Below are 25725 nucleotides of genomic sequence, written 5' to 3' on the forward strand. Positions count from 1 at the left end.
GAGTCGTCGTGTGGCTGCATGGGTTCCGCGGCGACGCCGGTCCGATGGCGGTCGCTTGCTCGCGGTGGGTTGTTGCTGATGTTGGGTGTGGGGCGGGGCGGGTTACGGCGTTGTTGGCGGGGTTGGGGGTGGATGCGTTTGGGATCGACTTGTCGCCGGGGATGGTGGAGTTGGCTCGGCGGACGCATCCGGAGTTGCGGTTTGAGGTGGGGTCGATGCTGGGGTTGGAGTTGGCGGATGCCTCGCTTGGTGGGCTGCTTGCGTACTACTCGATCATTCATATTCCGTGGGAGCAGCGGGGGCAGGTGTTTGCCGAGTTTTATCGGGTGCTCGCGCCGGGCGGGCAGGTGATGTTGGTGTTCCAGGTCGGTGACGAGCGGGGGCGTCGGACTGAGTTCTTCGGGACGCCTCTGTCCCTCGACTGGTATCGGCAGCAGCCGGATGAGGTCGCGGAGTTGCTGCGGGAGGCGGGGTTTGAGGTGTCGATGACGGCGGTGCGTGAGCGTGATGACACGGAGAAGACCGCGCAGGGTTATCTCATGGCCCGCAAGCCGTCGGCGTGAAAGCTTGGCGGTGAGAGAACGAGGAATGGGGAGCTGACGCGTGGACGCGGCGATGGAGTACTTCGAAAAGCAGGCGGCCGGTCCGGTTGAGTTGATCGGTCAAGGGATGGAGGGGGCCGTCTACGACCTCGGTGGTGGGCAGGTCGGCAAGGTGTGGTTCAACCGGACACCCGACGAGGTTCTCCCGCTGCAGGAGTTTCTCGACGAGCTCAAGGCGCAAGACCTGCCGTTCCGTACTCCGGAGATCTCCGCCGTGGACGAAGTCGGCGAGCGTGCGGTGAGTATCGAGGCCAAGCTCGTCGGTACGCCGCTGAGCCAGGCGCTCGAGAGTGGAAGGGTCAGTCAGCAGCAAGGGTTGGACATGTTCGTCGACGTGGTGGCTGCCCTCGCCACAACCCACGCGGGCTCCGCGAGCAGGACACTCCCAGTGGTCGAGGAGTCGGCGCCGTTCTGGCGCTACCGGGTGTCGTGGGGTGACGCGCTGGCCGGACTCGTCAGCCGGAGAGCTGACAAATCCCAGCACTACCTGCAAGCAGATGTCGAGGGCTTCGAGGAGTTGGTCGACCACGTGCTGGCCAAGCTGGCCCTCCTGGAGTTGAGAAATCTCCAGATCGTCCACGGCGACATCTGTACGCCGAACCTCCTGGTGGACGACGACGGGAGGCTCGCCCTCCTCGACTGGGGTTTCTACACGACAGCAGGCGACAACACCTTCGACGCGTCAACAGCCGCCGGGTTCTACGACATGTACGGCCCGGACGCCCGCGCGATCGACGATCAACTCCTAGGCCGGTTCGAGGAACTAGGCCACGACCGTGGGCGCATGTACCTCTACCGCGCCGCCTACGCCATCACCACAGCGACCATCTACTCCGAAGACGGCTCCGACGGTCATTACACCTGGTGCGTCAACAACCTCAATCGGGAAGACCTTCGCGCGGCGCTGTGATCGGGTTGCCATCGCGAAGGTTGTGCAGGATGCCCGGCGCTCCGAGCACCAGCGGAAGGCGGCGGACGTTCAACGCCGACACCAGACCCGAGAGTTCGTCCGCGGCGTACCAGTCCACGCCGAGGATCTCGAAGCCGTCCGGCTGCAGCGATTCGAGCAGGTCCGGGTCGTGGACGCCGCCGTCGTACAGGATCTCGATGGCGTCGCCCCAGCCCTCCCAACGGGGAAGCCAGTCGATCGCCAGTACGCCGACCAGCGGCAGTTCGAAGCCGAGTTCCTCCTGCATTTCCCGCAACGCCCCGGTCGCCGGGTCCTCGTCAGGCTCGACCACCCCGCCCGGGAGCTCCAGGTCCTTCTTGTAGCTCACCTTGCAGAGCAGGACCCGTCCACCGGTGTCGCGGACCACCACATGTGCGATCACCCGCTTCTTCGGCAGCACCGAGTCCATCAGTGCGGTCCAGCCGGACAACGTGTCAGCCCGCGGATCGTCCCGCCGGAGCCCGTACACCGCGACGTCCCGGCGCTCACCCTGCAGTACGGCGCCGCCGCGCAGCAGACCCTCCCGCCTGAAGCCTGAGCGGATCGCCACCCGGGCCGACGCGCGGTTCTCCGGATCCACCTCGGCCTGGAGCCGTTCCATGCCCAGCTCGCCGAAGGCGTAGACCACCAGGAGCCGTACTGCGCGCCGCGCCACCCGCTGCCCGCGGTACGGCTTGTACGTCGTCCACGAGACGCTTCCGACGCCTGGCGAAGTACGGCGGATCTCCACGTTGCCGACGGGGCCCGGGACGCCGGCCAGTTCGATGACGAAGTTCACCACCGATCGGTCATCGGCATACGCCTCCCGCCACCGTTTGACAGCTCCGGCCAGATCGGCGCGGCCCGGAGTGCCGGCGAAGTCGAACCAGCGGGCCATTTCGTCGTCGCTCAGCCCGTGGGCGAGGTCGATGTCCTCGTCGCGCCAGGGACGCAGCGTCAGCTCACCATCGGTCAGGGTCGGTTGAGGAGGCACGCCGGTCACCCCGGGAACGCTACCCGGTCGCCCCCCACACTCAACCCGTCGGGCCGCTCACGCCCCAGCCCGTCGGCTGCTCACACGCGCCCCGTGGGCCCGCTGACGCTCCAGCCCGTCGGCTGCTCACGCGCGCCCCGTGGGCCGCTCACGCTCCAGCCCGTCGGCTGCTCACGCGCGCAGTCGGGCCGCTCACACCCCACCCCATCGGCTGCCAACACCCGCCCTCTCAGGGCCGTCGATAACTTTTTTCGGCTTTTGTGCATCTAAGGCTGTACTGGCGTGTGGGATCCATCGGGGCGGATGCGATCCCACACGCCGGCCCACGTTCCAGGGCCTGAAACTCAAGGCTCAACCGTCGTGACGGAACCAGATCGTCCCCAGCGGCGGCACCGAGATCTCGGCGCTGGCGTCCATCCCGTGCCAACCGGGACCGTCAGCCTCGAAACCGCCGAAGTTGCCGACCCCCGACCCGCCGTACGTCTCGGCGTCGGTGTTGACCAACTCCTGCCAGTGCCCGGCGTGCGGCAGGCCGAGGCGATAACCATGGTGCGGAATCGCGGAGAAGTTGGCGACGCAGGCGAGCGTCGGCTGGCCCTCCTCGCCGTACCGGACGAACGAGAAGACGTTGTTGCTCGCGTCGTTCGCGTCGATCCAGGTGAACTTCTCCGGCGCGTGATCAGTGCCCCAAAGCGCCTTGGTGTCCTTGTAGCCGGTGTTCAAGTCCTTCACCAACTGCTGCAGGCCCCGGTGGTCGCTGTGGTCCAGCAGCCACCAGTCGAGCTCGCCCTTCTCGGACCACTCCGACTCCTGGCCGAACTCGCAGCCCATGAACAGCAACTGCTTGCCCGGGTGCGCCCACATCATCGCGAGGTACGCGCGCAGGTTCGCCAGTTGCTGCCACCGATCGCCCGGCATCTTGCGCAGCAGCGAGCCCTTCCCGTGCACGACCTCGTCGTGGGACAGCGGCAGCACGAAGTTCTCGGAGTACGCGTACATCATCGAGAACGTCAGTTCGTGGTGGTGATACTGCCGGTGGATCGGCTCGTGCTCCAGGTAGCTGAGCGAGTCGTTCATCCAGCCCATGTTCCACTTGAAACCGAAGCCGAGTCCGCCCAGATGCGTCGCCCGGGTGACACCGGGCCACGACGTCGACTCCTCGGCGACGGTGATGACACCCGGCACCCGCTTGTAGAGGGTCGCGTTCATCTCCTGCAGGAACGACACCGCTTCGAGGTTCTCGCGGCCGCCGTACTGGTTCGGCACCCACTGGCCCTCCTCGCGGGAGTAGTCCAGGTAGAGCATCGAGGCGACAGCGTCGACCCGCAGGCCGTCGATGTGGTACTCCTCGGCCCAGTAGACCGCGTTCGCGACCAGGAAGTTGCGCACCTGCGGACGGCCGAAGTCGAACACCAGCGTGCCCCAGTCCGGCTGCTCGCCGCGGCGCGGGTCCGGGTGCTCGTACAGCGGGGTCCCGTCGAACCGGGCCAGCGCCCAGGCGTCCTTCGGGAAGTGCGCCGGCACCCAGTCGACGATCACGCCAATGTTTGCCTGGTGCAACGAGTCGACCAGGAACCGGAAGTCGTCCGGGTCACCGAAGCGCGACGTCGGCGCGAAGTACGAGGTGACCTGGTAGCCCCAGGAGCCGCCGAACGGGTGCTCCATCACCGGCATCAACTCGACGTGGGTGAAACCCATCTCGGTGACGTAGGCAACCAACTCGTCGGCCAGTTCGCGGTACGACTTGTTCTTGCGCCACGAGCCGAGGTGCACCTCGTAGACGCTCATCGGCTCGGCATAGGCCTGCGACGCGGCGCGGTGGTCGAGCCAGGCCGCGTCCTTCCACTCGTACTGCGAATCATGCACGACGGACGCGTTCGCCGGGGGAACCTCGGCCAAGCTCGCCATCGGATCGGCCTTCTGCCGCCAGACGCCGTCCCGCCCGCAGATGTCGAACTTGTACCGCGTACCCGGCCCGACGCCCGGCACGAACAGTTCCCAGACCCCGGACGAGCCCATCGTGCGCATCGGGTGCGCGCGGCCGTCCCAGAAGTTGAAGTCGGCGGTCAGCCGGATGCCCTGCGCGTTGGGCGCCCACACGGCGAACGAAGTACCGGTGACGGTGCCGGTCGGGCCGTCGTAGCGGCGGACGTGGGCACCGAGCACCGTCCACAACTGCTCATGCCGGCCTTCGCCGATCAGGTGCAGGTCCATCTCGCCGAGGGACGGCAGATACCGGTACGGGTCATCGACCTCGAGCGCCGGGCCGTCGGTGTAGGTCACCTCGAGCCGGTAGTCGGGCACCTTGTCGAGGTCGAGCACGCCGACCCAGACGCCGTCGTACTCGTGCTCCAGTTCAACCCGCGCGTTGTCGTACACGGCGGCCACGGTGCTGGCGAACGGCCGCAGGACGCGCAACGTCACCGCACCATCGCCGAGATGCGGCCCGAGCACCTGGTGCGGATCGTGATACGTCCCGTGGACGAGCCGCTCGAGCACGCCGCGCTCCACCGGAACCGCCTTGTCCCGCAGGGTTCCGGGCACAGCCGCCGGATCCGGCCGCGGCTCAGAGCCGGCAGGGCCAGAGGCGGAAGCGGAGGAGTCCGCAGGCTCGAAGGTGGAAGCCTGCGCGGGCTCGAAGGCCTGCACTGCCGGTTCGTCGACAGACGGCGGCAGGTTCTCAGCCGGCGCCTCACTCGCAGTCTCCGAGGTCGGCTTGTCCACCTGGTCGCGCTTGCTCGAATCCATACACCCCATCCTGCCCGATCGAAGCCTTATCCAGTGCACCCCGTACCCGTGCGGCTGATACGTACACGGTGACCAGGGAGCAACAGGCGGTCAGCCGGGTGCTACTGGGCGAGCTGAGCGGCCGCGGCCAGCGGAATGGGCAGCCAGGTCGGGCGGTTTCGCGCCTCGTAAAGCGTCTCGTAGATGACCTTGTCGGCCAGGAACGCGCTCAGCAGCACGTTCTGGTCGCGCGGATCCGTACCCGCAACCTCGGCATAACCGTCGCAGAACGCACGCCTGTTCCGGTTGGCCCACTCGGCCGCGCGGTAGGCGATCTGCTGGTCGCCCTGGTGATCGGCCAGCAGCGACCGGGCCGCGTAGTCGAACGAGCGCAGCATCCCGGCGATGTCCTTGATCGGGGTGTCCAGCGCCCGCCGCTCGACCAGCGACTTGGCCGGCTCGCCCTCGAAGTCGATCAGCTTCCAGCCCTCGATCGTGCGGAGCACCTGACCCAGGTGGAAGTCGCCGTGGATCCGCTGCACCGTGACCGGTACGTCGTACGCCGCGAGCGCCTCGAACGCGCGGGCCAGGCCGTCGGCGTACTGCGCCAGCTCCGGGATCGCCGCCACCGCCTTGTCGAGGCGGCGCTGCATCGCGGCGGCGTGCTCGACCATCTGCGCCGGCTCCCAGACATCCGTGCCGAGCGCCTTCGCCAACTCGGCGTGCACCTCCGCTGTGGCCGCGCCGAGCCGGTGGGACTCACCCGCGAAGTCCCCGCCGACCTCCTCGGCGTGCAGGTCGGCCTCGGCGTACAGGTCCCGGACCGAGGTGCAGGCGTACGACCAGCCGTCGGTCGAGTTCTTCTCGAACGCCGTCATCATCGCCAGATCGCCGGAATCGGTGCCGCCGCCCGCCCGCGGCCACGAACCGCGGGCCGAGCCGAGCACCTCCGGAACCAGTTCCGAGCCCGCCTCGGTGAGCGCCGACTCGATCTCGACCCCGGGATTGCTCCCGGGCTCGAGCCGGCGGAACACCTTCAGCAGCGCGGTGTCGCCGAACACCAGCGACGTGTTGCTCTGCTCGACCGTGAGGACGAGCGACCGCGCGTCCTCCGGTACGACGGTGGCGTGCTCCGGCGCGTGCACCGGATGGAACTCGAGTCCGTCGATCCGGCGACCGTGCGTGAGCGCGTCCAGCCAGTACGGCGTCGCCTCCTTGTCGTGCAGCGCGTCGTACACCCAGACCTCGGTGTCGCCGAGGTCCTGCTCCGCCCAGTCACCGATCAACGCGTGGCCGAGGTTGTCGACCGGCGCGGTGTGGTAACTGAGCGGCAACTGGTAGACCCGGATCGCGTTCTCGGCGCCGGGCGGCCCAGAGCAGTAGACGAACCCGATCCGGACCGCGGGCCAGACGCCCTCGTCCGACAGCCAGGCCGAGGTGGCCATGGCTTCGACGTCGACGTCGTGTCCCTTCTCGCCGAACCATCGCTGGTTGGCGCAGAAGGACTGGACCTGGTCCAGATGGGAAGTCACGAAGAGCTCTCCTCACGATCGCTAGCCGAGGTGTTGACCGGCAGACGGAACCAGTAGAAACCGTGCGCACCGAGCGTGAGCAGATAGGGCAGCTCGCCGATGGTCGGGAAGTGCACCCCGCCGAGCAGCTCGATCGGCTCCACGCCCTGCCACTGCCGCAGATCCAGCTCGATCGGCTGCGGGAAGCGCGACAGGTTGTTCACGCACAGCACCACGTCGTCACCGAACTCGCGAATGTAGGACAGCACGCTCGGGTTGGAACCGCCTAGGTCAGTGAAAGTACCCATCCCGAAACATGGGTGCTGCTTGCGGGTCTGGATCATCCGCCGGGTCCAGTGCAGCAGCGACGACGCGTTCTCCATCTCCGCCTCGACGTTCACCGCCTGGAAGCCGTAGACCGGGTCCATGATCACCGGCAGGCCGAGCTTGCCCGGGGTGGCCGTGGAGAACGAGGCGTTGCGGTCCGGGGACCACTGCATCGGAGTACGGACCCCGTCGCGGTCGCCGAGCCAGATGTTGTCGCCCATGCCGATCTCGTCGCCGTAGTACAGGATCGGCGAGCCGGGCAGCGACAGCAGCATCGCGGTGAACAGTTCCATCCGGTTCACGTCGTTGTCGAGCAACGGCGCGAGCCGGCGGCGGATGCCGATGTTGGCCTTCATCCGCGGATCCTGGGCGTACTCGCCCCACATGTAGTCGCGCTCTTCGTCCGTCACCATCTCGAGGGTGAGCTCGTCGTGGTTGCGCAGGAAGATGCCCCACTGGCAGGTGTCGGGGATCAGCGGGGTCTGGGCCAGGATCTCCGAGATCGGGAACCGCGACTCGCGCCGCACGCCCATGAAGATCCGCGGCATCACCGGGAAGTGGAAGGCCATCTGGCACTCGTCGCCGCCGGAGTCGCGGTCGCCGAAGTACTCGACCACGTCGGCCGGCCACTGGTTCGCCTCGCAGAGCAGGACGCGGTCGGTGTAGTTCGCGTCCACCTCCTTGCGGACCCGCTTCAGGAACTCGTGCGTCCTGGGCAGGTTCTCGCAGTTGGTGCCCTCCTCCTCGAACAGGTACGGCACCGCGTCCAGCCGGAAGCCGTCGACGCCGAGGTCGAGCCAGAACTTCAGCGCCTCGATCATCGCGTCGCCGACCGCGGGGTTCTCGAAGTTCAGGTCGGGCTGGTTGGAGTAGAACCGGTGCCAGAAGTACTGCTGGCGGACCGGGTCCCAGGTCCAGTTCGACGTCTCGGAGTCGACGAAGATGATCCGGGCGTCCTGGTACTGGTCGTCGTTGTCGGACCAGACGTAGAAGTCGCCGTACGGTCCGTCGGGGTTGTTGCGGGACTCCTGGAACCAGGGGTGCTGGTCCGAGGTGTGGTTCATCACGAAGTCGACGATGACGCGCATGCCGCGGGCGTGGGCGGCCTCCATGAACGCGGCGAAGTCGGCGATCGTGCCGACCTCGGGCATCACGTTGGTGTAGTCGGAGATGTCGTAGCCGCCGTCACGCAGGGGTGAGGGGTAGAACGGCGGTAACCAGAGACAGTCCACGCCGAGCCACTCGAGATAGTCGAGTTTCTCGGTCAAGCCTTGCAGGTCGCCGATGCCGTCGGCGTTCGAGTCCTTGAAGGACCGCACGAGGACTTCGTAGAAGACAGCCCGCTTGAACCACAGCGGGTCACTCTTCGTCAGTCCGTGGTGCTGCTCCGGCAGCATGTCGGTCACGCTCACCTCCATCGGGTGTCATCCCCTCGGTCCAAACCTAGCGGTACTACGGGCTGCCGCCACCGGGTCGATCCGGCGACGCGCGGGTGGACTCTCTTTTGGGCGTGCACGTTTTCCCTTACCCGGTGTGCGGGTTCTCAAAAGGGAACGGCCAGGCCGTCGAAGCGTCCGGTGATGTGTCACGACGGGGTGGGATGGGCGGTCCGGGCCGGCGTTCCGCTCAGTGTGACGGCCCTTTGCCAGTACAAGCAAATGGGGGCCGGATCACCCTAAATCGCCGGACATTCGTTACCCGGTTCGCGTTGCGTCCGACCCCGCCGGTCGTTACTTACCGGGGCTCGGCGACTTCCGCGGCTTGCGGACGTACTTGCTGAAGCCGGCGCGTTCGGCGTCGGCCTCGGTGCGAAACCAGACCTCGGGTTTGGTCCGGCCGTAGTACGGGGAATCCGGAGTGTGGAACAGCTTCGACAGCGCGTTGCCCTTGATGGTGAAGCCGTCCGGCGGGCCTTGGTGCGGCACCGCGTCGGCGGATCCTTCGCCGTACCGCCCGGCGGGCACGCGATCGTCCGATACCTCGGGGGTGGGCGGCTCGGGATCGTCGAACAGCGTCGGTTCACTCGTGTCCCGATCGGCATCCATCCGCCGCGAGAACAAGGGCTGCGCCACCGCCGGTACTTCGGGCGCGGGCTCAGGCTCGGGCGCGGGCTCAGGCTGTTCCTGGTCGAAGGGTTCGACCGGTTCGTCTCGCCGGGGAGCGGCAGCGGGAGCAGGAGTGGGAGCGCGGTCGGGAGCGCGAGCGGGAGCGCGGTCGGGAGTGGGAGCGCGGTCGGTGGGCTCGGGGGGCGGCGGGGCGTGCGCAGTACCGGCCGCTGCTGCTACGCCGGCGCCGACGAGGGTCTTCTCCTCGGCAGGTTCTTCTGCCTGTTGTTCTTCGGCAGCGTGCGGTTGCTCGCGGCGGGCGAGCAGGAACCACGTGATCACAGCACCGAGCAGGAACGCGACCAGCGCCCACAGCCAGTTGTGCCGCAGCAGCCAACCCATCAGCGCACACCCTTCGAACGAACGGGCAGGGCCCGGCGGACGATCCACGCGGCCGCGCTGCCGAGCACGAACGCGACCAGCAGCAGGATCCAGACCTGCGCGATCAGCCAACTCATGAAAAATGACCCCTAAGGAAGGCTACGGAACCCGGATCTCGACCCTGCGGTTCGCGATCCGGCCGGCGGCGGTGGTGTTGGGCGCCACCGGACGGGTCTCCCCGTAGCCGCGGCTGGTGATCCGCCCGGCGGGGATGCCGAGCTTGACGAGGGACGCCTTGACGGCGTCGGCGCGCTGCTGCGACAGCGGCAGGCTGGTGGCCGGATCGCCGAGGTTGTCGGTGTGGCCGCCGACCTCGACGACGACGGTGTCGCAACTCTCCACCACCTCCGCGGCACGGACCACCGAACCCCGCGAGGCCTCGTTGACGATCGCGGTGCCGGACAGGAAGACGATCTTGTGCTGCGTCATCAGCCGCGCGAGCCGAGCCTCGAAAGTCTGGCACTCCTGGCTGATCTGCGGCTTCACGGCCGTCGGCACGCGCAGTTCGTTCGCGACGACCGCGCCCGGGACGGCGGCCGCGGCCGCTCTCGCCGCGGTCGCCTTGGTGGCCTGGTCGGCGACCTTGCCACTCAGCGTCACCTTGTCGCCGTCGTACTTGACCGAGGCTTCACCGGTCGCGGTCGACAATGCCTGCAGCAGCGCTGTGAGTGCGGACGGGTTCGCGAGCCCGGTCGCTTGGTCGACGGTGAGTTGGTTGTCGAAGTCGGCGCCTTCGTCCAGCAGCGCCTGCACCTCGCCTGTGACCTTGTCCTTGGCCTGCTGGTCCCGCACGACCGCCTGGACGGTGAACTTGTCGTCCGTCCGCGCCAGCGTGAAGGGCGCCACCTCGCCGGCCGACGGCGTCGCGCTCGGCGCCGGCGTCGGAGAGGACACCCCGACCGACGTACCGGACGAATCGGCAGTCACCGTACGGACGCCCTTGACCCCCGCGACCACAGAGCGGGCCTGCTCCAGATCACCACCGGCCGGCCCGGAGACCGTCGCGTCCCGGCCCTCGAACTCGACCTGTACTCCGCTGATGCCGCGCGCCTCGAGCGCTGCGATCGAACGGGCCCGGAGATCGGTTTCGGTGGCCCCGGCGTTCGCCCCGAGCAGTACGGCGGTCAGCAGGACGGGAACCAGTACAGCCGCGAGCAGCCAGACAAGACCGGGCCGCCACCGGACGAGTCGCGCACTCGTCGCAGCGGCCGCAAGGTGTTCGGACCGGGATTCGTCCGAGGATCCGGGCACTGTTCCTCCGTCAGGGCGGTCGAAGTGACCGTGCGCGAGGACATTACTCCGTTCTGCGGCCCGCGCGCATACCAGCCCACCAACTGATCACGGGAATCGCCCCGGCGAGCCTCAGGTCGGGCTCGATTCGGTCAGCCCGATCCGGTGGTGGAGAGCACGCAGCGGCGGCGGCGACCACCAGGCGAACCGGCCGAGCAGGCGCAGGGCGGCGGGGACGAGGATGCCGCGGATCAGCGTCGCGTCGATCAGGATCGCGAGCCCGGTGCCGATGCCGAACAACTGGATGAAGCTGACCGAGCCGGTGCCGAAGGCGAAGAAGCTGACGGACAGGATCACCGCGGCCATCGACACGATCCGCCCGCTGCGGGCCAGACCGGTCGTCACCGAGTCGGTCAGGCTCGCGCCTTCGTCGTGCTGCTCCTTGATCCGGCTGAGCACGAACACCTCGTAGTCCATCGAGAGGCCGAAGGCGATGCAGAAGAGCAGCACCAGCATGCTCGTGTCCAGTGGCAGCGGGGTGAAGCCCAGCCGGCCGGACAGGTGCCCGTCCTGGAAGATCAGCACCATCGCGCCGAGCGTCGCGGACAGGCCGATCACGTTCAGCAGCAATGCCCGCAGCGGCTGCAGCACGCTCCCGGTGAACAGGAAGAGTAGGAGGAACGTCGTCAGCGCGATCAGCCCGCCTGCGAGCGGAAGCCGCGAGCCGATCGCGTGCTGGCTGTCCATGAATTCCGCCGTGGTGCCGCCGACCAGGAACTCACCCGGCCCCGGCAGCGCCCGGACCGAGTCGACCAGGTCCCGGGCCGCGGTGGATCGCGAGTCCGCCTCGGTGACGACCGACAGTCGCTGGATTCCGTCCGCCACCAAGCGCGGATTGGCCGGCCCTTCCTGCCGTCCGCCCAGATAGGTACCGGCCGCGGACTCGACCCGTACTACGTCCGGCAGTTGCGACAACTTCCCCGCGTACGCACCGATGGCGGTGGTGTCGACAGCGCCGGTGCTGATCAGGTTCACCGCGTTCGTGTCGTCGCTGCCGAAGTCGTTCCGCAGGGCGTCGCCGGTCACTCGGCTGGTCGCCGTGGTGGGCAGCACCCGGTCGTCCGGAGTACCGAACTCGACGTGCAGCAGGGGAGTTGCCAACAGCAACAAACCGGCGACGACCGGCAGGGCGACCAGACCCGGGCGTCGCATCGCCAGCCCGGCCAGCCGGCCCCAGAACGGCGCGACGGTCTTCGGCGCGCCCTTGGCCCAGGGGAGTCGCCCGGCGTTCACCCGCTGGCCGAGCACGGCCAGCATCGCGGGCAGGACCACGAGCGCGCCGACCATCGCGATCACGATCACGCCGATCCCGGCGTACGCGAAGGAGCGGAGGAAGAACAGCGGGAAGAGCAGCAGCGCGGCCAGCGCGACGGCGACCGTCAGCGCGCTGAAAACGATCGTGCGGCCTGCGGTCTCGACGGCCCGGACCACTGCGGCCCGGACGTCGGCACCGTTGCCGAGTTCTTCGCGGTAGCGGCTGACCATCAGCAGGGCGTAGTCGATGGACAGGCCGAGGCCGAGCGCGGTGGTCAGGTTGATCGCGTAGATGGAGACGTCGGTCGTCGAGCCGAGCACGGACAGTTCGGCGAAGGTGCCGAAGATCGCGATGGTCCCGATCGCCAGCGGCAGCAGCGCCGCGACCAGGCTGCCGAACGCGAGCACGAGCAACGCCAGGATGATGGGGACCGCGATCGCCTCGGCGATCGCGAGGTCGCGGCCGACCTGCGCGTTGACGTCGTGGTTCACCCCGACCTCGCCGCCCAGATTCACCGTCAGCCCGTCGTACTCACCGCCGTACGTCCCGATCAGCCGGTCCGCGACGTCGGTCCGGGAGTCGAAGTCGCCGTCGATCGAGGCCAGCACCAGCGCCTTCGTGCCGTCCTCCGAACGCAGCGGCGGCGCCTTGGTCGTCCAGTACGACGTGACGCCGCTGAGGTCGGGCTCGGCGGCGATCCGGCGGGTGAGGTCGGCGCCGGCCAGGGCGACGCCCGCCTCGTCCACGTTCCGGCCGGCGTCCGCCACGAAGACGAGGTCGGCCTGCCCGTCGAACTTGTCCGCCAGCGCGGTCGCGGCGCGAGCGGAGTCGGAGCCCGGATCCTCGAACCCGCCGCCGGCGAGCTTGCCGAAGGCGCCGAAGCCGACGACGCCGGCCGCGATCAGCAGCAGCACGGTGGTGAGCAGGATCGGCCGGGCGCGGTGGGCGGCGAAGGTTCCGAGGCGATGCAGCATGGCGGGACTCCGTCGTCGGTAAGTTAACGGGTGTAAACTTGGTGGGTGTTAACTTGCCAGAGATGTTCACAGCCGTCAACATCTGCCAGATGAGCGGCCGGAATGCGTACCACCACGGAGATCTGCGGAACGCCCTGATCTCCGCAGCCGCCGAACTCGCCGAACAGGGCGGGCCGGCCGCTGTCACGATCCGCGCGGCCGCCCGGCAGGTCGGCGTCACTCCGACGGCGGCATACCGGCACTTCGCCGGGCATGAGGCGTTGCTCGGAGCGGCGAAGGCGTACTCGCTGGAGCAGATGGGCGATGCGATGCGCAAGCGGCTGGCCGCGCTGCCCGCGGAACCGGACGCGCCGAGAGCGGCGATGGCCCGGATCGAGGCGATCGGCCGGGGGTACGTGGATTTCGCGTTGTCGCAGCCCGGGCTCTTCCGGACCGCGTTCGTGGCGGACGTGAGCAAACCCGCGCCGGACTTCCGTGGCCCCGACGGGCCGCACACCATGCTGGTCAAGGGTGTCGACGAGTTGATCCGGCTGGGCTTCGTGGGGGAGGAGTTCCGGATCGGCTCGGAGGTCGCGGCCTGGTCGTTGGTGCACGGGTTGTCGCTGCTGATGCTCGAAGGTCCGCTGGCCCGGCTGCCGCAGCAGGAGCGGCAGGCGGTGGTCGACCAGACGATGGATGCCTTTGTGCGCAGTTTCTGGGCAGTCAGGGCGAACTTCCGCGCGTGATCGCGCGAACATATTTATTTTGATTTCTTCTTTTATTAACCCTGTGTGCTGGGTAAGGTGCGGACAGTCCTTCTCCGCCCCCCAGGAGGAACACACGATGAGAATCCGCCCCCTTCCCACCCTGCTGGCCGCCGTGGCCTTGCTCGGCGCCGGCCTCGTACCGGCCGCTGTATCGGCCGCCGTCGCGGCCACGCCGCCCGAGGCCGGTCCGTCGGTCGTCACCCAGCAGGACACCGGCCAGGCTGCCGCCGCCGGTAAGCGAGTCGTCGGCTACTTCACCGAGTGGGGTGTCTACGACCGCAACTACCACGTCAAGAACATCAAGACGAGCGGGTCGGCCGCAAAGCTGACCAACATCGTCTACGCCTTCGGCAACACCACCGGCGGCCGCTGCGCGCTGGGCGACTCCTACGCCGCCTACGACAAGGCCTACGACGCGGCCGGGTCCGTCGACGGCGTCGCCGACACCTGGGACACCGGCGCGCTGCGCGGCAACTTCAACCAGTTGCGCAAGCTCAAGCGGGAGTTCCCGAACATCAAGGTGGTCTGGTCGTTCGGCGGCTGGACCTGGTCCGGCGGCTTCACCGAGGCGGCCAAGAACCCGGCCGCGTTCGCCGACTCCTGCTACCGGCTGGTCGAGGACCCGCGCTGGGCCGACGTGTTCGACGGCATCGACATCGACTGGGAGTACCCGAACGCCTGTGGCCTGAGCTGCGACACCTCCGGCCCGAACGCCTTCAACAACGTGATCACGGCACTGCGCAATCGCTTCGGCTCGTCGGCCCTCGTCACCGCGGCGATCACCGCCGACGGCACCAACGGCGGCAAGATCGACGCCACCAACTACGCGCTGGCCGCGCAGAAGCTCGACTGGATCATGCCGATGACGTACGACTACTTCGGCGCCTTCAACCCGCAGGGCCCGACGGCTCCGCACTCGCCGCTGACCTCGTACTCCGGCATCCCGCAGACCGGCTTCCACAGCGACGCGGCGATCCAGAAGCTCAAGTCGAAGGGCATCCCCTCATCGAAGATCCTGCTCGGCATCGGCTTCTACGGCCGCGGCTGGACCGGCGTCACCCAGGCGACTCCCGGCGGCCGGGCCACCGGCGCCGCCCCGGGCAAGTACGAGGCCGGCATCGAGGACTACAAGCTCATCTCGACCCGGTGCCCGTCCACCGGCACGGCCGGCGGTACGGCGTACGCGTTCTGCAACGGCCAGTGGTGGGGTTATGACACGCCCGCCACGATCCGGGGCAAGATGTCCTACGCGAACCAGCAGGGTCTGGGCGGCGCCTTCTTCTGGGAGTTGTCCGGCGACACCAGTTCCGGCGCGCTGATCACGGCGGTCAAGACCATCGGCTGATCCGGCGGCCGATTCCCGCGTCCGGGTCCTCCTGCCCCGTCCGGCAGGGGGACCCGGACGCCTTCGCGCGGCGGGAGATCGGTTGTGGTCCGCAACTGTGTGCGACCGTGGAAGGCCCTTTCCGTGGCGCTGCGTAGAGCATCGCCCTCGGAACCTGTCCTACGTCGGACAGGGCGCTAATGTGCCACCCGAAGGCGCAGGAAATCCCTTGACTTAACCTTCTCCGTTGGCCGTACTTGTCCCTGCTGAACCCCGGCAAGCGTTGAACGGAGGGGCTCCATGGAGAGGCTGCCGGACTCGTCGTCGTCGTTGATCATCGGTGTGGCCACATCCACCGCTGAGCGGGTCCACCTTGCCCGGCTGCTCGGCGGTGCGGACGCGCTGCTGCTGGTGTCGAGCGCGGAGCAGGCCCGGGCCTTCCTCAAGCTGACCAGCGGTGCGGAGTCGACCCCCGTATTACTGACTCCCGCGGTCCTGCCGACGGTCGTGCCCAGGGGAGCGGTCACTGCCCAGATCGAGGCAGTCCCCGAGAAGCCTGCCCAACTGTGGGCGGCCCCCATCCCAGATACACCTACCCCGGCTCCGGTCCCCGCGCCGGCACCTGTCCCGGCGCCGGCTGCCGGTCTCCGGTTGGACGTCGACCGGCGGGTGGTCGAGTGGAACGGCCGGGAGATGCCGCTGACCCGGCTGGAGCACGACTTCCTGCGCTGCCTGGTGAAGGAACCCGGCAAGGTCTGGACCTACCAGCGCCTGCACCACGCTGTCTGGGGCAACGAACACCTCGGCCACGGCTCCCACATCCACTCCGTCGTCAAGCGTCTCCGCCAGAAACTGGCCAGCCTCGGCGCCTCGGTCACCATCCACGCCGTCCGAGGAGTCGGCTTCAACCTGCTCCCGGCCACCTGATCCCGGCGGACTACCAGAGGACACCCGCCGGCAACGAGGTAGCAACGAGGTAGCGAGCCAGTTCGTCATCCACGGTCAGAGCAGCGGCTGGCTCTGACCACCTGGTCACTGCGGGAAGAGCCAGGCGATGCTTCGGCGGGCGCTGTCGGCGTACTCCGGGCGGTCGGTGGTCAGACCGAAGGCGAGGTCCTCCAGGGCTGCGCAGCGGGCGTGGTACTCGATCCGGGGGAGGGAGTGGTCGAGGCCGCCGTATGCCTGCAGTGCCTGGTGCACAAAGGACGGGCCGAAGTCGCGGTACAGCCGGGCGAAGTCCAGGGCTGGATCAGCGAGAGCGGCGTCCGACCAGTCGATGATGCCGGTCACGGTCGTCCCGTCCGACAGCAGGTGCTCCGCGCCGAGATCGTTGTGGATCAGCACCTGGCGGGTGGACGGCGGAGGCACGGTCTCGGCGAGCAGGCGCAGGTGGGCGGGGGAGCCTTCGAGGTCGACGAGCCACTCGGCTGGGTCGGCATCGTCGGGCTCCACCAGCCCGTCGACCTCACCGAGATCGATCGAGTGCAACTGGCGGAGGAACGTTCCCAGTTGGACCGCGGACCCAGCGGGCGCAGAACGTCCCAGCAACGGAGTACCGGACAGGAATGGGTACGCCAGTACTTCGAGATCTGGATCGGCGAAGAGCGGGGCCGGGACCGCGACCTCGGGGGCATGGGCCGCGACCACTCGGAGAAGCCGGGCCTCGGCGTCGACTTCGCCATCGATGGCGACGCGGACGAGCACGTCGCCGGCTCGATAGGTGACGTTGTCCAGCCCATTGCCGGACGGGATCAGTGGTTCTTCCGCGAGGTGGGGCAGGTGTTTCCGAAGGGCTTGTTCGGCCCGATCCTGCGCGGTTGGCATACCGCCTCCTTCTCCGGTTCCGCTGAGGAGTCAACCATTGCTCATGAGCAGGTCGAGGGCGGATTTCAGGGTGAGGATGACAGCTGGTTGCGGATCGGTGACGGAGGAGTGACCGAACGGGGTGCGGCGCGTTAAGAAGATATGGCTGAATCCGTGGTGTCAGATGCTTGGCAGGGCAGCGTCACCGACGAGCAGAGCGAGGCCGTGCGTCTGATCGCCCGGCAGTTGGAGGTCGACGAGGACACAGCGAGCCTGATCCTCGACTGCTCCTGAGCTGAGGCTCGCAGCACGAGGGCCGGCCCCGGACAGACGAGCTGTCCGGGGCCGGCCGACTGCCTATGAAGTTGTGACTACCGGATGGACTTCAGTGCGAAGTCCTCTACCACCGGCTCACCGGCCAGCAGCCTGGTGGTGCGGGTCTGAGGCTTGTAGCCGTCCTTGGCGGCGATCAGCGTCAGGGGGTTGTTGCGGCGGTCCAGCCAGTGGGCGTAGGTGCCGTCGCTTTCGGTGATGAAGGTGTACGACTGCGCCCAGGAGTCGACCTGGACGATGGCGCCGCCGAGCGGGGCGGCGGTACCGGTGGTCGGGACTCCGGTGACCGTGCCCATCAGCTTGCTCCAGGTGGTCGGCGGCGTGACGTTCATCTTCACGTCGACCGGAGCCACGGCGTACGGGGTGTTCTCGCCGATGGTGACCATGCCGGTGTAGGTGCCCGGCTGGTCGACCGCGGCGTTCAGGCCGACCTTGACGGTGACCTTCTCGCCCGGGGCCAGGGTGGCCTCGGACTTGTCGAGGGACATCCAGCTGACGTCAGCCGACGACTCGGAGCAGTCCTCGAGGCCCGGCAGGGCCTCGCTGTCCACGGTCGCGGTGAAGCCGCCGGAGGAACCGCCGACCTTGTAGAAGCCACACGCCGCCGCACCGCGGTACCGCGGCATGTTGGCGTTCGGCAGAGCGGCCCAGGTACCGGCGGCCGCGTCGAAGGCGAAGCCGGCGTTGGTGACGGCACCGGCCTGGACGCCGCCGACGACGAGCAGCTTGCCACCGGCGACGGCGAAGGACGCCGCCCAGTGGTCGGCCGGGGAGTCGGCGATCGGGGACCAGGCGTTGGTTCCCGGGTCGTAGACGTAGCCGGCCTTCTGGGCCGCCGCGCCGTCGTTACCGCCGGAGCAGTAGATCTTGCCGTCGATCGCGCCACAGGACGCGAAGGCCACCGACTTCGGGTAGTTGGCAAGGGTCGCCCAGGTGTTCGAAGCCGCGTCGTAGGCGACGACGGAGTTGGACATCGGGGTGCAACCGGAGGTGGTGCAGCCGCCGACGGCGTACAGCTTGCCGTCGAGGACAGCCTGGCCGGCGGCCGCACGCGGCGCCGGGTTGGCGGCTACCGACGACCAGGCGTTGGCGGCCGGGTCGTAGGCGTAGGTACCGGCGTCCGGACCGGAGGCTCCCCAGCCGGAGCTGGCGATGATCTTGCCACCCACGGCGCCGACGGTGACGGCGTTACGGGCGCCAGGCAGCGGGGCGATCGCGGTCCAGGCCAGGGTGGCCGGGTCGTACACGTAGCTGTTGGCAGTGGAAGCGCTGCCGTTGCCACCCGCGATCGAGTAGATCTTGCCGTCGAGGTTGACCACCCGGTTGTCCATCACGGTCGCCGGGTAGTCGGCGATGTCCGTCCACGGGGCCGCCATCGGCTTGGCCACCGCGGGAGTGCCGGCCATCTTGCCCGACTGCTTGTTCGCGAACGAGGTCGGTACCTCGAGCCGCTGCAGCGGGGCACCGGTGCTGCTGAAGACCTGCGTCTTCGTGGTGGTGCTGCCGTCCGCGTTCTGCAGGGTGAAGCCGCCGTCGCGCTCGCCGAACTTCAGTTCGACCGGCGCGCCGCCGGTGTTGGTGACGGTGAACGACTTGGTGGTCTTGCCACCGGGCAGCCGCAGGTTCGCCTCCAGCGAGCCCGGCGCGACCGCGATCCGGCCGGCCGCGAGGCTGAAGTCGGCCTGGGTGGTCCAGTCGGCCTCGACGTTCACGGTCTGGTTCGCCGAGACGTAGTTGCCCGCCTTGGCGGTGAAGCCGTGCTCGTCGGAGTCCGAGGAGTACAGCCAGTAGAAGCCGTCGGCCAGCCCGGTGTCCTCGGGCGTCGCGACGGTGGTGACGGTCTCGGCCGGCTTGTCGTCACGGGTGACGACGGCGCCGTTCACGTAACCGCCGGTGTTGGCGTCCTTCACGTTGCCGACGACCAGACCGCCGCCGACCGGCACGCAGTTGACCTGGCTGCCGATCAGGACGTTGTCGACCTCCCACCACCACTCGTACGAGGCGTCGTAGTAGTGGAAGCGGACCTGCACGGCCGACTGGCCGGCCGCCTGCGGGATCGCGATCTCCTTGGCGCCGCGGACGTCCGCGGCCTGGTTGAGCACGGTGGTCCAGGTGGCGCCGCCGTCGATCGACAGGTCGACGTCGGCCTTCTCGCCGCCGAGCCAGTTGAGGTCCTGGTTGAACTTGATCTTCGGAGCGGTGACGGCGGTCAGGTCGACCACCGGGCTGACCAGCGAGGTGTCCTGCTGCTGGCCGGAGCCGTACCGGTCGCTGTCGACGATCGCGAAGCCGCCGGCCGAGCCGGTCAGGTTGCCGCGGTTGCCGACGTCCTCGAACTTCCAGACCTGGCCGTTGCCCTTGTTGTCGACGACGGTCCAGCCACTCGGGGCGGCCGTGGTGTCGAAGGTCTCGTAGACACCGTCGGAGCCGTACTTGTACCCCGGTGCGGTGGTGCACGCGTCGGTCCGGACCGGCACCGCCACGTTCTTGGTCAGGTTGGACGCGCCGACGGCGATCGGCTGGCTGACCGTCTGGTAGCCGGGGATCTGCGACTCGACCTTCAGCGTGTAGCTCGCGCTGGAAGGCACCTTGAGCGTGTACCGGCCGTTGATCGGGGTGGTGTAGTCGAACACGCCACCCGGGCCCTCGACGCTGACCTTCGCGTACAGCGGCCAGCCGTGGCCGGAGCCGTCCGTGATGGTGCCGCCGACGTTCACGGTCGGAGCGGCCTCGAGGGTGAAGTTCTTCGTCGTGGTCGCGTTGACCGCGACGGTCGCGGTACCGGTCTGGCTCTGGTAGCCGAACGCGGCGACGCTGAGGTTGTAGTCACCGGCGGGCACGATCGCGGAGAAGGTGCCCGCGGTGTTGGTGGTCAGCACCCGGTCCGGCGTGCCGGTCTGGGTGACGGTGACGGTCGCACCGGAGAGAGCGGCGCCACCGGTGGCGGTGACCTTGCCGGTCAGGGTGCCGGTGTCACCGATCGGAGCCGAGTTCAGCAGCGCGAGCGCGTCGAGACGGCCCTCACCGTAGACGTTGTTGTCGTCGGTGGTGCCACCACACTGCGCGTCGGCCTTGTCGACCGCCGAGTCGTCGAGCAGCGCCCGGGTGGCGGTGATGTCACCCTTCAGCGCCGGAGCCGCGGCCCACAGCAGCGCGATGGTGCCCGCGAGGTGCGGAGCGGACATCGAGGTGCCGTTGAAGCTGGCGTAGCCGCTGCCCGGAACACTGGACCGGACGTTGACACCGGGGGCCGAGATGTTCGGCTTGATGGTGCCGTTCTGGCCCACGCCGCGGCCCGAGAAGCCGGCGATGTTGTTGTTGATGTCGTAGGCGCCGGCCGAGTAGTTGCTGGTCAGGCTGCCCGGCGAACCGCTCGTCTGGCAGGCCGAACCACTGTTGCCGTTGGACCAGACACCGAAGATGCCGGAGGCGGTCCAGGCGTTGGTGATGTCCTCCATGAACGGGTCGTTGGACGGCAGTTGGCTGCCCCACGAGTTGTTGATGATGTTCGGCCGCTTGCTCGCGTCCGGGTTCTGCCCGGCGAGGTTGGTCGGCTCGAGCATCCACTGGCCGGAGTTGATCAGCGCGGCGTCGCTCGGGCAGCAGCCGTTCGCGGCGATCCACTTGACCGCCGGCGCGACGCCGATCTGGTTGGCCCCGCCGTCGTCGCCGGCCATCGTGCCCATCGTGTGGGTGCCGTGGCCGTTGCTGTCACAAGGCGCCGCGGCACAGGTGCCGGCCGCGTTGTACCAGTTGTAGTTGTGGTCGAAGGTGCCGCCGCCGAGGTTGCCGCGGTACTGGTTCACCAGCGCCGGGTGGTCGTACTGCACCCCGGTGTCGATGTTCGCGATGACGATGCCGGCGCCCTTGTCGCCGTACTGGCTCCAGACGTCGTCGGCGTTGATGTTCGCGATGCCCCACTCGAGCGCGTTGATCTGGCGCTCGGTCTGGCCCGCGGTGACCTTGGGCACCTCCATCACGACGGGCGCGTAGATGCCCTCGACCTCGGTGTGCGCCGCCAGACTCTGCGCGGTGGCCAGCGAGCCGCTGGAGACGCGGATCGCATTGGTGCCCCAGAAGGCTTCGTACTTGACCTTCTGCGCGTCCAGTTCGGCGCGGACCTGCGCCTGGCTCTCGGCAGCGGTCTTGCGCAGCGCCGCGGCGACCGCGGTACCGCGCTGGTTCCAGTCGGTGATGGTGCCGGCCTTGGCCAGGTCGGCCTTGGCGGAGAAGCGGACCCAGAAGTCCGTCGCCTCCTTGGCGTCCTTGCCCTCCAGCTTCGACAGCACGTCCGGCTTGATCTTGGCGGCCGGCGCCGCTGCGCCGTCCGGTTTGGTTGGTGCAGCCTGGGCCTGGCCGGTGGCGGCCAGCCCGGTGGTGACGACGGCCACCGCCGCCAGGGCGCTCACCAGTGATCTGGCGAGCCCCCTACGTCGTTGATGTGACATCTCTGCAGCCCCTCACTTGTACGACCCCGAGTTGACTCCCCCGAGTCATCTGGTGCAGAGGTGCAGGGGCTTCGCAGCCAAGGCCGTGGTGAACCGGTTCTGCGAACGCTCCGTGCCCCCCAGGTCGCGACGTGTTACGCCGAGAGCCTGACGTGGACCCTATGTGTCAGACGAAGGCACGAACAAGCACACTTCGTGAGCAAGTTGTCACTAGCGGTTGGCTGCTTCGAGGCAACTTTCGCCATTGTTTGGCAATGCGTTGACGATTAAAGGCAAAGATTGACATCGTAATCGGATGGTCACCGCCCGTGTCCCCGCCCCGAACGACGGCGCCATCGATCTGACCGGTTCCACCGAGGAGTCCTTCCCGCTGCTCATCGCGGTGGCGGTCTCCGTGGAGGAGCGGGTCCGGCTCGCCGAACTCGTCGACGACGTTGCCCCCTTGCTGCTCGTCTCCAGCCTGGATGAGTTGCGCAAGTTGATCAGTCCGGCCCCGCCGCCACCGCCGGCCGGTCAGCCGGAGCCACCAGGGCCGGGGTCACCGGACGGACCAGCCGCCCGGACGGTGCCGGAGCGGCGTACGGGGTCCGGTGCGGCGGAGTCCGGCGGGTTGGAGGCCGACGTGCTGACGGTGGACTCGGACCGGTCGGTGGCGAAGTGGTGTGGGCACGAGGTGTCGCTGACGGATCTCGAGCACGATCTGCTCACCCGGTTGATGGCCGAGCCGCTGCGGGTCTGGACGTACGAGGCGCTGCACCAAGCGGTCTGGCGGAACCGGCACCTGCGCGGTACCGCGGACGTGCACTCCCTGGTGAAGCGCGTCCGGCGCAAGCTCGACGAACTCGGCACGACCGTCACGATCGATGCTGTCCGGGGGACAGGGTTCCGGCTGACCGATCACCAGCGGCCCTCGATCACGGGATTGCGCGCTGGTTGACAGTAGGCTGTCAACGTGTCGAAAGCTGAGAGTTACCGGCTGCTGGTCGCCGACGTCTACGAGCTGGCCGGGCTGTCTCGGCGGAGCAGTGAGCAGACGGCTGCCGAGCATGGGCAGACGGTGGCTCGCTGGCATCTCATGAGCGTGCTGTCGGACCAGCCGTACACGGTTCCGGCGATCGCGCGGCGGCTGGGCCTGGTCCGGCAGAGTGTGCAGCGCGTCGCGGACGAACTGGTTGCCGAGGGCGAGGTCGAGCGTTCGGAGAACCCGGATCATCAGCGGTCGCCGTTGTACTCGCTGACCGAGTCCGGCCGCGAGACGCTGCGGAAGATCGTGGTGGACTCGGACGCGGATCGGACCCAGCGTCTCAACCGTGCGGGCGTCACTGTCGCCGAGCTCGACGCCGCCCGCGACACCATCCGCAAGCTGCTGGCCGTGCTCTAGTCAGCGTCCAGCCACGTCCGCAACGCCCACCACCAACGCAGCGTCTGCGGCACAGTACGCCGGTCGTCCGCGTCCCAGGTCCGGGTGAGTTCTTCCAGCCGATCCAGCCGGTACCGGACGGTGTTCGCGTGGATATGCAGGGCCGCGGCCGTCTGGTCCAGCCGTTGGCCGTGGTCGAGGTAGGTCCGCGCGGTGAACACCAACTGCCGGTGGAACTCGTCCGCCGGGTCTAGCGCGCCGAGCAGTTCCCGGGCCAGGAGATCAGCCAGTACAGGCTGTGCGGCCAGTGCGATGTCGCCGGCCAGTTCGGTCAGGGGATGCAACCCGCGCAGGCCTGATCGGGCGGCCGCGGTCGAAGCGGCCCGGCACAGGGAATGCAGTGGGCCCAGCTCGGTCAGCGCGGCCGCGGGGGAGGCGACCACCAGTACTGCTGCGTCGAGCGTATTGGCGGGAGGCAGCCGGGGAACGACTGCGGCCCACCGTCCTTCCACCGGGCCGAAGAGGCCGCCGCAGGACGCGAGCCACGGCTCCAGCGCACGGGCGTGGTGCGGGTCGGCGACATCGGTCGACAAGCAGTGATAGAGCCCGTCCGGATTCAGGCCCGCCCGGGCGATCGCTGCCTCGGTCAGTTCGCCATCCTGCAGCACCAGCCGGAGAAGGTGGACGTGAAGGTCGCGGGCCGTCCGCGACAGTTCCAGTTCCGCGGCGTGGTAGCCGCTGATCACGTGACGTTCCAGGGTGCCGGCGAAATGCCCGAATTCGACGAGCGCGGTCAGCAACACGTCCGCCGGTACGCCGGCCGTCCGGGCGCGGGCGACCGCGATCTCGACGGCGCGGGAACGACCGGCCTGTACGCCGCGCAGCAACGCGTCCAGGGGGATGCCCTGAGCAGCGCGGTCCGCGCCGAGCCGAGCCGCGGCGGCGAAGTCCTGCTGATCCGGCGCCGGCTCCTGGCTGAACGCGGCCAGTCCCGCGACCAGCATGATCTCGACGTGCCGCCGGGTCTCGGCTTCCGGGAGGCGCGACACCTCGGGAGACTCGGTCCGGGCCGCCGCGACCACCTCGTCGATGGCGCCGGTGTCGCTCGCCATGGCGTGCAGGACGTCGGCCAGCAGCCGGTTCTCCTTCACGACCACTCCGCGTCCCTTTCTCGTCCCTGTCGCCCGGCTTGGCGCCCGGCTTGGCGCCCGGCTTGTCGCCCGGACACAACGAGGCGTGCGGGCGTTGACGACCGGCCCCTACCGTCCGTACCGGACGGGTTGCTTTTCTGTGAGCGACTGAAAAGTAGCAGCCCTCCGCCCGAAAGGCGTTGCCCCATGCAGAACCCGGTCTCCCGCCCGCCTCGCCGTCGCCGGTTCCTCGCTCTGGTCGCCGCCGGACTCACCACCGCCGCACTCTGCACGTCTCCCGCGACCGCGTCGAGTCAGACCACGGTGGCGCTGCGGGAGGTGATGTTCGTCGGCAACAACTGGGAGGGCACCGCCGACGCGATCAAGTCGACCGGCGACTTCGCGAGGATCGGGCGCGTCAACGTCGTTCCCGACAAGGCCCAACGCCTCGCCGAGATCTACCTCAACCCGGCGAAACTGGCGTTCTTCCTGGGGATCCGGCACGGCGTCGGCGAGGGCCACGACCAGTTGGTCGACGACCTGTACACCACCTCCGACGGGAAGTCCCTGGTCGTCTCCCGCCCGAGCTTCGCCGACGTGGTCTCGATCGACCTGGCCACCGGCCAGCTCAACTGGCGGTTCCCCGTTTCGGGCTTCCGCGCCGACCACATGGCGGTGTCGCCGGACAACACCCGCGTGGCCGTCTCCGCGTCGACCTCGAACACCGTGCACGTGCTCGACATGGTCACCGGAGCGCAGGTGGGTTCCTTCCGCACCGGCGACAAGCCGCACGAGAACGTCTTCACCGGCGACGGCCGCCACCTGTGGAACATGGCGATCGGCGACGTCACCACCGCCCTCGACGACCCCGGCCTCGACTGGACCAAGGGCGACCGCCGGATCACCGTCGTCGACGCCAGGACCTTCGCGCAGGTCAAGGTGATCGACCTGCGCCAGCGGCTCGACGCGTTCGGCCGCCGGGACCTGTCGGACGCCGTACGGCCGGTGGCGTTCACGCCGGACGAGTCGAAGCTCTACTTCCAGGTGTCGTTCTTCCACGGCTTCCTGGAGTATGACGTCGCCGCCGACAAGATCACCCGGCTGAAGACGCTCCCGAAGAACCCGAATACCAGCGAGGACCGCACCACCTGGATCAACGACTCACGACACCACGGGCTGTCGATGAATCCGGCCGGGGACAAGCTCTGTGTCGCCGGCACGATGGACGACTACGCGACGATCGTGGATCGCGCCACCCTGCAGGAACGCCCGGTCGTCCCGGCCTCGAAGCCGTACTGGGCGACGGTGAGCGGTGACGGGAAAGCCTGCGTCATCTCCGAGAGCGGCGCCGACACGGTCACCGCCATCGACTTCGCCACCGGCGCGAAGCTGACCACTGTTGCCGTCGGCGACCATCCGCAGCGGGTCCGTCTCGGCCACGTGACCACCGACTGGACACCCCCGGCCTGACGGGTAGCCTCGGGGTT

At 68.5% G+C, this 25725-nt stretch carries 19 protein-coding genes; 9 read left to right on the forward strand and 10 right to left on the reverse strand.

Annotated elements, in window-relative coordinates:
* Together ABD255_RS14410 and ABD255_RS14415 are read left to right on the forward strand one after the other, a co-directional pair.
* Nucleotides 1–563: class I SAM-dependent methyltransferase (locus ABD255_RS14410; protein WP_344213904.1), on the forward strand; the 563-nt coding region annotated here is incomplete at its 5' end.
* Nucleotides 564–615: 52 nt separating this feature from the next.
* The gene (locus ABD255_RS14415) at nt 616–1512 is read left to right on the forward strand and encodes an aminoglycoside phosphotransferase family protein (RefSeq protein ID WP_344213906.1); all 897 of its coding nucleotides are present in this window, start codon (nt 616–618) and stop codon (nt 1510–1512) included.
* Here ABD255_RS14415 and ABD255_RS14420 read toward each other — a convergent pair.
* From ABD255_RS14420 to ABD255_RS14450, 7 genes are all read right to left on the reverse strand, one after another.
* On the reverse strand, nt 1481–2533 hold the full coding sequence (locus ABD255_RS14420; protein WP_344213908.1) for an NUDIX hydrolase: 1053 nt from the start codon (nt 2531–2533) through the stop codon (nt 1481–1483). The genes ABD255_RS14415 and ABD255_RS14420 overlap by 32 nt on opposite strands.
* Nucleotides 2534–2875: 342 nt before the next feature.
* The gene (gene glgB / locus ABD255_RS14425) at nt 2876–5068 is read right to left on the reverse strand and encodes a 1,4-alpha-glucan branching protein GlgB (protein WP_344214718.1); all 2193 of its coding nucleotides are present in this window, start codon (nt 5066–5068) and stop codon (nt 2876–2878) included.
* Nucleotides 5069–5373: 305 nt separating this feature from the next.
* The gene (locus ABD255_RS14430) at nt 5374–6783 is read right to left on the reverse strand and encodes a maltokinase N-terminal cap-like domain-containing protein (RefSeq protein WP_344213910.1); all 1410 of its coding nucleotides are present in this window, start codon (nt 6781–6783) and stop codon (nt 5374–5376) included.
* On the reverse strand, nt 6780–8507 hold the full coding sequence (gene treS, locus ABD255_RS14435) for a maltose alpha-D-glucosyltransferase (RefSeq protein ID WP_425554415.1): 1728 nt from the start codon (nt 8505–8507) through the stop codon (nt 6780–6782). The genes ABD255_RS14430 and treS overlap by 4 nt, the downstream gene beginning before the upstream one ends.
* A 312-nt stretch (nt 8508–8819) precedes the next feature.
* Nucleotides 8820–9536, reverse strand: coding sequence for a sunset domain-containing protein (locus ABD255_RS14440; protein WP_344213912.1), 717 nt, complete (start codon nt 9534–9536; stop codon nt 8820–8822).
* Between the two features lie 138 nt (nt 9537–9674).
* Complete coding sequence (gene arfA, locus ABD255_RS14445; RefSeq protein ID WP_344213914.1) at nt 9675–10826, reverse strand: channel-forming protein ArfA/OmpATb; 1152 nt, start codon at nt 10824–10826, stop codon at nt 9675–9677.
* 111 nt (nt 10827–10937) lie between these two features.
* On the reverse strand, nt 10938–13094 hold the full coding sequence (locus ABD255_RS14450; protein ID WP_344213916.1) for an MMPL family transporter: 2157 nt from the start codon (nt 13092–13094) through the stop codon (nt 10938–10940).
* Nucleotides 13095–13156: 62 nt separating this feature from the next.
* Here ABD255_RS14450 and ABD255_RS14455 point away from each other — a divergent pair, with 62 nt between their 5' ends.
* From ABD255_RS14455 to ABD255_RS14465, 3 genes are all read left to right on the forward strand, one after another.
* Entirely contained in the window at nt 13157–13819 is a 663-nt protein-coding gene (locus ABD255_RS14455) for a TetR/AcrR family transcriptional regulator (RefSeq protein WP_344213918.1), read from the forward strand.
* Between the two features lie 97 nt (nt 13820–13916).
* A complete protein-coding gene (locus tag ABD255_RS14460) occupies nt 13917–15185 on the forward strand; it encodes a glycoside hydrolase family 18 protein (protein WP_344213920.1) in 1269 nt (422 codons plus the stop codon).
* 279 nt (nt 15186–15464) lie between these two features.
* Nucleotides 15465–16091 (forward strand): winged helix-turn-helix domain-containing protein, encoded by a 627-nt coding sequence (locus ABD255_RS14465; protein ID WP_344213922.1) that lies wholly within the window; start codon nt 15465–15467, stop codon nt 16089–16091.
* A gap of 105 nt (nt 16092–16196) precedes the next feature.
* Here the strand turns inward: ABD255_RS14465 and ABD255_RS14470 are convergent, their stop codons facing one another.
* Nucleotides 16197–16988: a phosphotransferase family protein gene (locus ABD255_RS14470; RefSeq protein ID WP_344213924.1), complete on the reverse strand. Its 792-nt coding sequence runs from the start codon at nt 16986–16988 to the stop codon at nt 16197–16199.
* A 141-nt stretch (nt 16989–17129) separates the two neighbouring features.
* Here ABD255_RS14470 and ABD255_RS14475 point away from each other — a divergent pair, with 141 nt between their 5' ends.
* Nucleotides 17130–17261 carry a hypothetical protein gene (locus ABD255_RS14475; protein WP_344213926.1) on the forward strand — a complete coding sequence of 44 codons (132 nt, stop codon included), beginning with the start codon at nt 17130–17132 and terminating at the stop codon, nt 17259–17261.
* A gap of 77 nt (nt 17262–17338) precedes the next feature.
* Here the strand turns inward: ABD255_RS14475 and ABD255_RS14480 are convergent, their stop codons facing one another.
* Nucleotides 17339–21709 carry a S8 family serine peptidase gene (locus ABD255_RS14480; protein ID WP_344213928.1) on the reverse strand — a complete coding sequence of 1457 codons (4371 nt, stop codon included), beginning with the start codon at nt 21707–21709 and terminating at the stop codon, nt 17339–17341.
* A gap of 334 nt (nt 21710–22043) precedes the next feature.
* On the opposite strand from ABD255_RS14480, the gene ABD255_RS14485 reads away from it, so the two are divergent.
* Together ABD255_RS14485 and ABD255_RS14490 are read left to right on the forward strand one after the other, a co-directional pair.
* The gene (locus ABD255_RS14485) at nt 22044–22685 is read left to right on the forward strand and encodes a winged helix-turn-helix domain-containing protein (protein WP_344213930.1); all 642 of its coding nucleotides are present in this window, start codon (nt 22044–22046) and stop codon (nt 22683–22685) included.
* A gap of 15 nt (nt 22686–22700) precedes the next feature.
* Nucleotides 22701–23129: a MarR family winged helix-turn-helix transcriptional regulator gene (locus ABD255_RS14490; protein WP_344213932.1), complete on the forward strand. Its 429-nt coding sequence runs from the start codon at nt 22701–22703 to the stop codon at nt 23127–23129.
* On the opposite strand, the gene ABD255_RS14495 is transcribed toward ABD255_RS14490, so the two are convergent.
* The gene (locus tag ABD255_RS14495; protein ID WP_344213934.1) at nt 23126–24259 is read right to left on the reverse strand and encodes an RsbRD N-terminal domain-containing protein; all 1134 of its coding nucleotides are present in this window, start codon (nt 24257–24259) and stop codon (nt 23126–23128) included. The two genes, ABD255_RS14490 and ABD255_RS14495, sit on opposite strands and share 4 nt — an antisense overlap.
* A 186-nt stretch (nt 24260–24445) precedes the next feature.
* Between ABD255_RS14495 and ABD255_RS14500 the strand changes: the two genes are divergently transcribed.
* Complete coding sequence (locus ABD255_RS14500) at nt 24446–25708, forward strand: YncE family protein (protein ID WP_344213936.1); 1263 nt, start codon at nt 24446–24448, stop codon at nt 25706–25708.
* The last annotated feature ends 17 nt before the right edge of the window (nt 25709–25725 follow it).

The sequence above is a fragment of the Kribbella sancticallisti genome (assembly GCF_039530625.1).
GTDB lineage: Bacteria > Actinomycetota > Actinomycetes > Propionibacteriales > Kribbellaceae > Kribbella > Kribbella sancticallisti.

Excerpts from the sequence above, each read along its gene's own strand:
- ABD255_RS14415 (WP_344213906.1), top strand. The coding sequence starts at position 616 with ATGGAGTACTTCGAAAAGCAGGCGGCCGGTCCGGTTGAGTTGATCGGT.
- treS (WP_425554415.1), bottom strand. The coding sequence starts at position 8,507 with ATGGAGGTGAGCGTGACCGACATGCTGCCGGAGCAGCACCACGGACTG.
- ABD255_RS14440 (WP_344213912.1), bottom strand. The coding sequence starts at position 9,536 with ATGGGTTGGCTGCTGCGGCACAACTGGCTGTGGGCGCTGGTCGCGTTC.
- ABD255_RS14450 (WP_344213916.1), bottom strand. The coding sequence starts at position 13,094 with ATGCTGCATCGCCTCGGAACCTTCGCCGCCCACCGCGCCCGGCCGATC.
- ABD255_RS14455 (WP_344213918.1), top strand. The coding sequence starts at position 13,157 with ATGTTCACAGCCGTCAACATCTGCCAGATGAGCGGCCGGAATGCGTAC.
- ABD255_RS14460 (WP_344213920.1), top strand. The coding sequence starts at position 13,917 with ATGAGAATCCGCCCCCTTCCCACCCTGCTGGCCGCCGTGGCCTTGCTC.
- ABD255_RS14465 (WP_344213922.1), top strand. The coding sequence starts at position 15,465 with ATGGAGAGGCTGCCGGACTCGTCGTCGTCGTTGATCATCGGTGTGGCC.
- ABD255_RS14470 (WP_344213924.1), bottom strand. The coding sequence starts at position 16,988 with ATGCCAACCGCGCAGGATCGGGCCGAACAAGCCCTTCGGAAACACCTG.
- ABD255_RS14475 (WP_344213926.1), top strand. The coding sequence starts at position 17,130 with ATGGCTGAATCCGTGGTGTCAGATGCTTGGCAGGGCAGCGTCACCGAC.
- ABD255_RS14485 (WP_344213930.1), top strand. The coding sequence starts at position 22,044 with ATGGTCACCGCCCGTGTCCCCGCCCCGAACGACGGCGCCATCGATCTG.
- ABD255_RS14500 (WP_344213936.1), top strand. The coding sequence starts at position 24,446 with ATGCAGAACCCGGTCTCCCGCCCGCCTCGCCGTCGCCGGTTCCTCGCT.